An 11539-nucleotide genomic window follows, 5' to 3' on the forward strand; every position below is an offset into this window, starting at 1 on the left:
TGCTTTATAAAGCAACAATGTTAGCTGTAATACAGGCCCTTTTATATAAACGTACAATATACACTTATTTTAAAAAACAATCGTATCTTTAGCCATACAATCTTCAATTTGACTGTTTTCAATTGCAAATAGTCGTTTTCAAGATAATAACCTATGATAAGGATAAATCGATAATTTTACCTGATATCGGAAATACCATACGAACAAAACTGCTAACATGCCTAGTTTCAACAGACTCCCATATTCTCGTCAGGCCTTAATCCTGGTATTCGTTCTCATCCTTGTTCACTCAAGTATGCTGAGCCTAGCACAATTTCCCAAGGAGATGAATAGAGGTTTATCCAATAGTTCGGTGAAATCCATATTTCAGGATAGTCAGGGCTTTATGTGGTTCGGTACCTTCGACGGGCTTAACAGATTCGACGGTTACGATATAAAAACCTATAGAAACCAGCTAAATAACGAAAATAGCATTCCGCATAATTATATCTATTGTATAGCAGAAGACCACAATAAAAAATTGTGGATAGGAACCGGTCAAGGGATTGGAACCTACGACCGAAATTTTGATACCTTCTCCCGTTTAAATTATAGAGACCAAAAATCGAAACGGTTATATCATCTCAACGCTGACACAAAATCCATTCAAATCGATAGTGACAATAATATTTATATAGGCACAAACGGCTGGGGGCTATTTTACAAAAGTCATAAAGAAGCATATGCCATGCAAATCGCTTTTAAAGATTATAAATCGAACCTATCCAGCTTATACTACCATGTATCCGCCACACATATTGATGCGGCAGGCGGGGTATGGGTTTTTATAGAGGGAAGCGGATTATATGCTTTCGATAAAAAAACACAGCAGTTGCATCTTGTATCAAAGGTTATTACCAGTGCAACCTCTATGGTTAGTACAAACAGCGGTGAACTCTTTATTGGTAATTACGAAGGATTATTTGTTTGGAAAATCAAAGACGGCATGCTTTCGACATTGTATCCGCAGGAGCTTAAATCGAGTCAGATCAATATGCTGACGTTGGAAGGACAAAACAAACTTTGGATAGCCACCCAAAACAATGGCATTTTTATACTTAACCTATCTCATGGAAATGCAGAAAACAAAAGTAATCTACAGCCCGTTCAATTTTCACTGAATAGCAAGACCATTTATACGGTTTACATAGACTCCCAGCGTAAAATATGGATCGGCACCGGAAAGGGCGGCATTGAGACGATTGATAACAATGGCTATAAATTTAATTATTTACAGCAGAAACATTATGCGGGATTTAACTTGGCGCACAAATTTGTCCGTTCTTTTGTTGAATATGATAACAAGATCTGGATTGGTACCGAAGGCAATGGTCTTTATGCATGGGATAACAAGACCAATCAGGTTCAGTCATTTCAAAAAGGGCCACAGCAATTGCCAGACAATACGGTAAACCATCTTTTGACTGGAACTAATGGAGAATTGTGGATCGCAACCGAAATGGGCATTGCGCGTTACATAAAGGGCTCGGGTTTTAAATATTATGTTTGTAGAACGCCAACTGGGGTTCTAAATAACAGTATACAGTTACTTTTTAAGGATCAGGATGAAAAGATCTGGGCAGCGACATTTTCCGAGGGAAGAGTATATACATATAATCCGACAAGCGACCAATTTGAAGTATTCAGCGAAGACATCTATGATATCAATTGTATGACTGATGATCAGAAAGGTAATATCTGGATGGGGAATTACAATGAGATTATACAGCTAAACAAGCAGACGAAAAAAATCTCCAGATATTTAATCGGAAAACCTGTTCGTGCCATTCAGCTCGGAAAAAATAACAGACTTTGGCTGGGAACAGAAGGAAAGGGGCTCTTGGCATTTGATATCAGTTTAAAAAAGATTGTCGAAAATTATTCCACAAATGAAGGATTGAGCAACAATGCCGTACTTAATATTTTGGAAGATAAAACTGGAAAATTGTGGTTAAGCACCTTTAATGGGCTTTCGAAGTTCGATCCTTCCACTAAAAAATTTGTACGGTACGAGGAAACTGACGGACTTCAAAGCAACGAATTTTCCTATGGGGCAGCTCTTAAGCTCAAAGACGGCCATCTTCTTTTCGGAGGGAACAACGGTTTTAACATCTTTGACGCCGATAGCATTAAACTGAAAATTTATGAACCTGCCTTAGCTATCACAAGCCTTAAAATTAACAATAAAAAGATTGCCGACCTGAGCGACCGGGTCGATATTGGAAAAGATCATAGCATTCATAAATTGACGCTCCCCTACAATCAATCCACTTTTTCGCTGGAGTTTGCAGCCCTGGAGTTTGATTCCCCACAAAAGATAAAATACAGGTATCTATTGGAAGGATTGGACAAAGGATGGAACGATGCAGGGTCTACCCGATCAATAAATTACAACGGTCTGCATGAAGGCACTTATATCCTTCATATTCAATCGACCGACTCGGAAGGCAACTGGACGAATAAACAGATTAAACTCGAGATTCAAATTCTTCCGCCTTGGTATAGAAGCTGGTGGGCCTACCTGCTTTACACGCTGGCTATTGCCTATATAGGACTATGGTATCTGCGCTATCGGAAAAGGCAAATCGCTTTAAATTACGAGATACAGCTTTCAAAATTTACCATTCAGAAAGAAAGAGAGCTCAATGAGAAGAGGCATGCATTTTTCACAAATATATCGCATGAATTTAGAACACCACTGACCTTAATTATTAATCCGATTAAAGATCTGCTAAAGACCAAAAACGAGTCCAAGGACAGCGCTTCCCTTCAGATTGTGCATAGAAATGCCAAAAGACTGTTGAGCTTGGTGGATCAGCTGCTTGTATTTAGAAAAACAGAGGACGGTGCCGAACAGCTCAAAATCAGTATTTTTGACTGCCAAAGCTTTATGAAAGAAATATTTCTATATTTCGCTGCTCAGGCAAAATTGCAAAATATAGATTACCAGTTTCTGGAAAATTCCGATCCGATTTATGTCAATGCTGACAAAGAAAAAATTGAGATCATCTTATGCAATCTCATATCAAATGCCTTTAAATTTACGCCTTCCAATGGTGCTATCCATATTGCCTTATCGCAACAAAGTCGGGAATTAAGCATTCAGATCAAAGATTCGGGAAAAGGTATCCCCGAACATCTTGGCGATAGGATATTTGACAAATATTTTTCGGATCCACTCAATGGTCCCAAAAAACAAACAGGATTCGGGATTGGGATGTACCTTGTCAAAACTTTTGTTGAAATGCACGCCGGAACAATAAGTTACACGAGTTCAGCAACAGCGGGAACAACATTCGACCTCGTTTTGCCTATCTTAGCAAAACAAACCCCAGCCGAAGAACCTTTGGCAGATGTAGCGCTTTACAACGAGTCGGGAATTCAAATGCTATACGATTCGCAAGTGGCGACGGAAACCGTTCCCTTATTCCCGACAGCGATATCAAGCAAAAAATTCAGTGTCTTATTGGTCGACGACGACGATGCTATCCGCAGCTACCTTACCGACATTTTTAAGGTAGAATACTCGGTCTATAATGCCCATAATGGTGTTCAGGCACTCGATATGATCAAGCAAAAACAACCTGATCTGGTAATAAGTGATATTATCATGGAAGGGATGGATGGATTGTCACTTTGCAAAGCCGTAAAATCTAATGCTGCACTCAACCATATTCAAATCATCCTACTTACCTCAAGTACCTCTGACAGCACTAAATTGGCCGGAATTCAATATGGTGCCGATGATTATATCCATAAGCCATTTGATTCGGAAATATTGTTGCTCCGGGTCAAAACATTACTACAGAACAAGAAGAACCTTCAGGACTTTTTCTTTAAAGCGATTACGCTACAGTCCAATGAGCTAAAGATACCGATCACAGACAAGCTATTGATAGAACGGTGCATTGAGATTATTGAAGAGAACCTGTTGGAAGAACTGACTGTAATAAGTCTTGCCGAAAAAACAGGCATGAGTCATTCTTCACTCTATAAAAAAATTAAAACTATTTCAGGCAAATCGATCAATGAATTTATCAGGTCGGTACGACTAAAAAAAGCAGCCGAAATGCTCATATTGACGGATTCAAAAATTAATGAAGTAGCTAACTTAACAGGTTTCTACGACCAACGCTACTTTAGACAGCAGTTCAGCAAATTGTTTGGCCATACACCTTCCGACTATGTCAAAAAGTATCGAAAAGCGTTTCAGAATGAATTCCATGTCGATCGGCCTTAGTCTGAATTGCCGAAAAATAAAATAAGCCCTGTACAACAATTACGAACAGCTGTTGCTGTACAGGGCGTTATATTTATTCGACTGGTTTTATGATAAAGGAGAATGTATAATTTTTATAAGGCAATGTATATTCATTCAGCGGCCATGCTCCCCAACTATTGATTCCACCCACACCCATTTGTCTGAGGTCAATATTAAGTTGCGTTTGCTTTCTTTTAACAAGGTCAGCTGCATGACGTTGTTGTCGCTTGAGACCATCGTCCAAATCTTTGTCAAAGTAATGCAAAGCGCTCATACTAAATGTAGAATCAGACGTAAAGAACAATCCCCGACCTTGTTTATTTTTTATTTCCATCCATCTGATATCGGTCTTATTGCCGGTCTCCTGTGGCATTACATAGGGGAAATACTGTTGATCAACGGTCTGTTTATAAATTCCGACATGTGATGCAAAATTACGATCGATGTAGTTCTCCTCTGGTCCCCTACCGTAGTAATTAATCGCCTCAAAGCCAGATGGCATAATCCATTGCATACCGAAACGTGGCAGAACTGCAACCTTTTTTGTGGTGTCGGCAAGGAATGACTGAGAAACACGCATTTCACCTAATTGATTAATGCAGTATTTCATTTCTAGTTGCCCATATACCTGAGGCATCTGGTAGGTCGCATATACATAGGCCAGGCTATCGATTAATTCGGATCTAATTTCAAGCAGTTCAATCGAATCCGCAACCAGTTTCCAAGGTTTCAGTTTTTCCGGCGTATTGGCACCGAAATCGTTATCATTCGGCGCACGCCAGAAATTAGTCTTAAATAGCGCATGTTCATCCAAAAAATCCTGTCCTTTATAATGATATTTCGCCAACCATCCTGATTTAAGGTCAAACTCCATCAGTAGCTGTTTTGCCGTGACAATCAGATTTCCATCTTTTCGCGCTGTCTTGATTTTGCCCTGTGCCAAAATAGCTGTTTTAGGCTGAAAAGAGCCCCCCAGAGGTAACTGTTCAGTTGCAATAAGATGCCCCATAGGAAGTAAAGCCTCGGCTTTTTTCAATCGATAAGTCAGATTCAGAAATTTTTCCCCCGGAATATCTGCTTTATAAGGAATCGATAGTACAGCAGATTGTTGAGGCAACACATTCAAATGCTTGATTAAACCAGATTGCGTTTTTTTTCCGTCAACAATAAGCTCCCATTGAAGTTCAACATTTTCAAGTCCAGTAAAAAAACGTTCATTGTAAACCTGTATCTTTTTCTCGTTCAATAGGCTACTATGGATATCTTGATATACTTTTTTCATTTCCCAAGCATGTGGATAGGGTGTTCTATTGGCATAAAAAATTCCTTTGGAAGCATAATTCCAGTCCGTTATGGCTTCTTTAGGTTCATAATCTCCGCCATAGGTATATACCGTATCGCCTTTAGCATTGGTTTTAACAAAACATTGGTCCACAAAATCCCAGATATATCCGCCTTGAAATATTCCTTTGTTTGCCCGAATGATGTCCCAATAATCCTTAAAGTTTCCCAATGAATTCCCCATGGCATGTGCATACTCACATTGAATAAAGGGTCTTTGAGGCTTTGGGTTACGCGCTGCATAATTTTTCATTGCGGATGGACTTGCATACATAGGTACAATCAGATCCGTATTCCAGTCAAATCTTAATTCCCCATAATTATTCACTGCCCTTTCGTATTGTACAGGGCGACTTTTATCGAGCTCTTTCATCCGGAGGTAGGCCCGATAGAAATTGTAGCCATTTCCGGCTTCGTTGCCCATACTCCAAATAATTACGCTAGGATGATTCCGATCGCGCTGAATAAGGCGTTCAACACGAGCAACATGTGCTTTCTCCCAGGTCGGCCTATTGGCCATCGTATAGGACAGGTCATAACCCATGCCATGTGATTCGATATTAGCCTCATCAATTACATACAATCCATATTGGTCACAGAGCTGCAACCAATATTCGGCATTGGGATAGTGGCTGGTACGAACAGCATTGATATTAAATTTTTTCATGAGCTGTATATCGCGCAACATACTTTCTTTCGAGATCACATGACCAGTAACGGGATCTGTTTCGTGCCTGTTTATTCCCTTGACAAGTATAGGCTGTCCATTAACGAGCAACAGACCTTCTTTGATCTCAACCCTACGGAAGCCCACTTGCTGGGGAACGATCTCGCTGAGTTTGCCCTTAGGGTCTGTAAGTTTAACAGTCACCTGGTATAAATTTGGCATTTCGGCCGACCATAGTTCAGGATGGTCTATGGTCTGTTCAATATCCACTTCCTGTCCGTCGACTTTAACAGTTGCAATTGACACAAGCCGACCGTTTCTATGAAGTGTAACCTCTGCCATTAGATCCCCATGACTGGCCTGGTTAAAGATCAGCTTAGTATTTAACTGTCCTTTATCAAAGGCATCATTGAGGGTCGGCGACAATTGAATATCACGTAGATGCACTGGTTGCCGAACCAGCAGATAACAATCTCGCGTAATTCCACTAAGGCGCCACATATCCTGATCCTCCAAATAATTTGCGACTCCCCATCGCATGACACGCATTGTAATTAGATTTTTTCCTTTTCTCAAATATGCTGTTATGTCAAACTCGGATGGTAATTTGCTATCCTCCCCATACCCGACATATTGGCCGTTTACCCAAACAGATAGATTCGATTTGGCTGCCCCAATATGGAGAATTACGGGCTTTCCCTGCCAATCCTCGGGAATAACTACCTCACGGCGATACACAGCCGTAGGGTTGAAATCCATCGGCACAATTGGTGGATTTGGTTTCCCGATTAAATAGGTAAATTCAAAACCGGAGGTAGTATACATCGGGAAACCGTATCCATTGAGTTCCCAGTTTGCAGGCACCTGAAAATTATCCCAATGACGATCGTCATAAGTTAATGATTCAAAGTTAGCAGGTAGTTTTGAAGGGCTATTTACCCATTTAAATTTCCAGGAACCATTCAAACTTAAATACGCAGAGGATTCACGCCAATCGCTGTTGATGATCTGAGACGTATGCGGAAAGGTCACAAAATCTGTATGCATGGGCAGCCGATTTTCTTCGGTAATCGTTTCATCTAACCAAGGGATCCCTTTTCGGACAACAGTATCTTGCTGTTGCATTTTATTCCGCTCATAAGTCAAGGTAATACTGGATTGCGGATACCCCAAAGTGAAGACACAGCTATAGAGTAGAATAAGCACTAATTTATTCAGAGATTGCATTTTTTATTATTTATCGATTAATAAATCATTTCAAAAAAGATTGATTTGTTTAACTGAATCTAGGTTAAATACAGCTATATGATCGAACTAATGAAATACACTTAAATCCCACTGATCCTTCCAATTTATCTGTACTTTTTCATTCTGGAGATCAACCGGTAGCCAGATATATCTGCTATCCATAAGATCTTTGGGATTCCAGCGGTCGGCCATAAAGATAAAGGAATCCTTTTTTCCTGCGACAGGAAGGATAAATGTCGATTGGCCACCATAAGTCAAAGCCGAATTCGGTCCTTGCATTGGATCACCAAGGGATTTCCAAGGGCCAAAAAGATTTGTAGCAACATGGAGTTCTGCACGATTTGGATCCCAGCCAGTACATCCACTGGTGATCAGATAATACTTATCTTTGTACTTGAATAAAGCCGGGGCTTCCCTATGATTCCGGAAGAGTAAGGAATCTTTCGCTGTCACATGCAGGTAATCATCGGTTAATTGAACCAGGCGTAAGGCATAGTTTTCGTCCGATGAATAGATTTGGTAAGCCTTACCATCAGTGTCTACAAATAAACCCATATCGCGTGACATATTGTTATTTGGCCGGAAGCTATGGACAAACTGAAACGGCCCAAGCGGAGAGTCACTGGTAGCAACGGCGGCCCTGGCTGCTGCATAGCCTTGCCCTTTCAACTCAAGATGGAACCACATCACATATTTCTTCAGCTGTTCTTGATAGATAACCTTTGGCCGCTCCATAATACAGCCCCAAGCAATATCGCTTGTAGAATCTGTGCTAGGTGTGAGAGCCAATCCTTCAAACTTCCAGTTATACAAATCATTGGATGAGTACACATTGACTCCCTGGGACGTAGTTCCGCCACGTTTCTCACCATACCAATAATATTTCCCATTTTGATGAAGTACGCCACCGCCATGCGCATTGATCACATGACCGGATTGGTCTTTCCATATTTCCCCTGGCGTAAAACTATGCATCTCAGCATGTTCCTTTTTTTGATAAACCCGGACATAATCAATTTCATATTTTGCAGGAAGTAATTTATCAGCTATCGTGCCGCCATTTATTCCGCCGAGGGCCAAATTTAACAGGAGATAATGCGGTTGGGTAAACGGATTGAATCCTGTACCATCCCGATTGACCAATTGATCCATAGGAACGTGAAGCATTTCTATATCGTCCACATAAAGCGTAATAGCGTCTTCATTCCAAATCATTCGCCAAATATGGAACTGATCTGCCCACGCCTTTCCGCCAAGATCTTTGACGGCTTTCGTCTTACCAAACCAATGTGCTTTCCAGCGTTGGTCAGTACCGGTTGCGATATTAGCCAATATATTGCCACGGTAATATTCCATGATATCTATTTCACCATTGGATGGCCATTCTTTGGTGGTGCCTAATGTCCAGAATGCAGGCCAAAGGCCCTCACCAACTGGGATACGCGCCCGGATTTCAAAAATCCCGTATTTCCAGCTCTGCTTGCCCAAAGTATTTATCGAAGCCGAAGTATAGGTTATTTTTTTACGGCCGGCAATCCAATCATGACTGCCCTGAATAAAACCTGAATGATTACGTTGTTCTTTTTTTGCTTCAATAACCAACAGGCCATTACGACAGGAAGCGTTTTCTTTTTGATACCATTGCTCTTCCCGGTTACGTTTGAAACCTTCTTCGTAACTCCATTTAGCCGTGTCGGGTGCACCATTATAATCAAACTCATCCGACCATACCAATTTATACTGTGGTGGGATGGGCTCTTGACTATATGCGGCAAAACAACTTGACAGCAAACTAAGACAGACAGATAAAAGTTTTTTCATGATTTAGTTTAAGTTTCTTTGAGCTAACAGCTCTTGATGATCAGTAAACAAAAATATCCCCCTTTTTCTGCGTGATCAAGGGGGATATTGAGTCAAAAAGAGGGATATATTCGTATTTGTGTAATAATGAGATGACACATATCTATTTTCATATTTTCTACAGTCCGGTTGGGGCAGTTCCACTGATAAGTGACCATCCTGGATTTTGATAAATAACAGAGTTTTCTGCTGTTCCGTCATCCGAAGCCAACTGGAAATGCTCTGTGGCAATGGGTGCGAGGTAATGCGCCATGGCAAATTTTACACCGGTATAAGACAGGGCATTGCTTCGGATCTCCAATGGTCTGAGGTATTCACTCCGTGCGGGATCTGAAACGACAGATTTGTCATTGGTAGCACCATAAATCAATTGTTCGGGTGTATACCAATCTTTCATCGGTCCCCAAAGTTTAAAACCTTCAAAATGGTCTGCTGTTGTAATCAGTTGATCCATAGCCCGCCAACGCTTAAGATCCATCCAACGTAGACCTTCAGCCATAAGCTCACTTCTGCGTTCGCGACGTATATTGTACAATGTTGGTGATATAAACTGTCCTGCAGAATACGCGCCCCAATCTTTCTTTTCTTTATCCATTTGCGTTGCCGCAATGGTCGCATTGAAATCAGGATCGACTTTAGCCCGTGTACGCAGTGCGCGCCAATAGGCCTGTGCCTTCGTATCTAAATTTTGATTCTTTTCATAACAAGCCTCCATATAATTGAGGTAGGCCTCGGTGGCTCGGAAGGTAATGCTACCCGTAAATCCCTGACCGTTGAGCGTTTGTAAACCGTCGTATGAAATGCCTTTACGAATTGTATAACCTGTTGTGTAACGTCGTTCCCAATCGGTATCGTATACAGTCGGAGTGGGCTCTATGAGCGTGTAGTGAGTACCCTGTCCAATATTGACCAATACATTCTTTTGGCCAGGTTCTTTTAAAAACAATTGTAAACGGCCATCGCGATTCTTCCGAACATCTGCTATGTAATTATCACCAGCATAACCGCTGCCCGAAGCGTAAATAGGCAGTCCATTGGACATCAGAAAGCTTTCGACAAGGCCGCGTGTCAAACCAACCGCATAATTTCCGCGTTGTGCATACACAGGCACATTATGTGTCACCAGGCTTTGATTATATTGACGCCACAGCAATACTTCACCATAACTCGACATATCTACTGCGCCAAACATGCTGAAGTAAGGATTCTCGTTGTTGGCAGATTCTATAATTCCGGTATTATTTTCCAGTTGAATATTGTCAGCAACAGCAGAAGCTGATTCCATGGCCTGCGTTAAAAAGTAGTCGATCTCTCCGGTAATACTTCCAGTCGGGAATGCATAATTGCTATTGTATGATTTTGCAGCACCCGGCCAGTTTGGTCCTTTAGGGACGAATGCGGTTCCGCTGAAGTATTTGAGCCATGTACCCTCATACAAAGCCACTCGGGATTTGAACAGTTGCGCGACATTTTTTGAGATCCGCTGTTTCTTGCCGTCCGGCGAACTTTGGTTCAGCAAGGTAATAGCCGAATCCAAGTCAGAAAGAATAAAACGAGCCACTTCATTTCTTGGCGAACGCTTACTTGCTTCTACCAAAATATTCTTGTCCTTATCCGACATCACATTGCGAATAATTGGGAAATCACCTAAGGCCTGTAATTTCCCAAAGTAAACGTAGGCCCGTAAAAAATAGGCTTCACCGATATAATGTGCAATGTTACTTGAATTTCCGAGAATACGATTTTCTTTCCATTTGGGAACCACCGTATTTATAAAATAATTCATCTGATAAATACTTGAAAAATCCCAGTCGCCGCCATTCGATCCTACGCGCCATTGGCCTGGAATAAACTTGTTATCGAGTGTTGGAATAGCCATATTGTCTGTATTTCCGTCTATGCCGAAAGTGCCAAATGACCAGTTGCCGTGTGAAGGAAATAGGCCCGCATATTGATTTACGGTATAAGCAGCTAGTTGTGACTCCTCATCCAGATAAGCTTCAGGTATAATGGACGAAGGGGGTGCAATATCCAAATATTTATTGCAGGAAGCTAGACCTACCAAAGCGACAAGGCCTAATTGCATCAATCTAAAAATAGTATTATTGAATTTCATAATGAAT

At 41.1% G+C, this 11539-nt stretch carries 4 protein-coding genes; 1 reads left to right on the plus strand and 3 read right to left on the minus strand.

The window, feature by feature from the left end:
• Positions 1-217: 217 nt before the first annotated feature.
• Positions 218-4279 carry a hybrid sensor histidine kinase/response regulator transcription factor gene (locus B4N43_RS18675; protein ID WP_083663508.1) on the plus strand — a complete coding sequence of 1354 codons (4062 nt, stop codon included), beginning with the start codon at positions 218-220 and terminating at the stop codon, positions 4277-4279.
• Between the two features lie 73 nt (positions 4280-4352).
• On the opposite strand, the gene B4N43_RS18680 is transcribed toward B4N43_RS18675, so the two are convergent.
• From B4N43_RS18680 to B4N43_RS18690, 3 genes are all read right to left on the minus strand, one after another.
• Entirely contained in the window at positions 4353-7535 is a 3183-nt protein-coding gene (locus B4N43_RS18680) for a glycoside hydrolase family 2 TIM barrel-domain containing protein (protein ID WP_232475694.1), read from the minus strand.
• Between the two features lie 87 nt (positions 7536-7622).
• The gene (locus B4N43_RS18685) at positions 7623-9377 is read right to left on the minus strand and encodes a family 43 glycosylhydrolase (protein ID WP_075991415.1); all 1755 of its coding nucleotides are present in this window, start codon (positions 9375-9377) and stop codon (positions 7623-7625) included.
• 157 nt (positions 9378-9534) lie between these two features.
• On the minus strand, positions 9535-11532 hold the full coding sequence (locus tag B4N43_RS18690) for a RagB/SusD family nutrient uptake outer membrane protein (protein WP_075991414.1): 1998 nt from the start codon (positions 11530-11532) through the stop codon (positions 9535-9537).
• Positions 11533-11539: the final 7 nt, after the last annotated feature.

Source organism: Sphingobacterium sp. UBA1897 (assembly GCF_002337775.1).
GTDB lineage: Bacteria > Bacteroidota > Bacteroidia > Sphingobacteriales > Sphingobacteriaceae > Sphingobacterium > Sphingobacterium siyangense.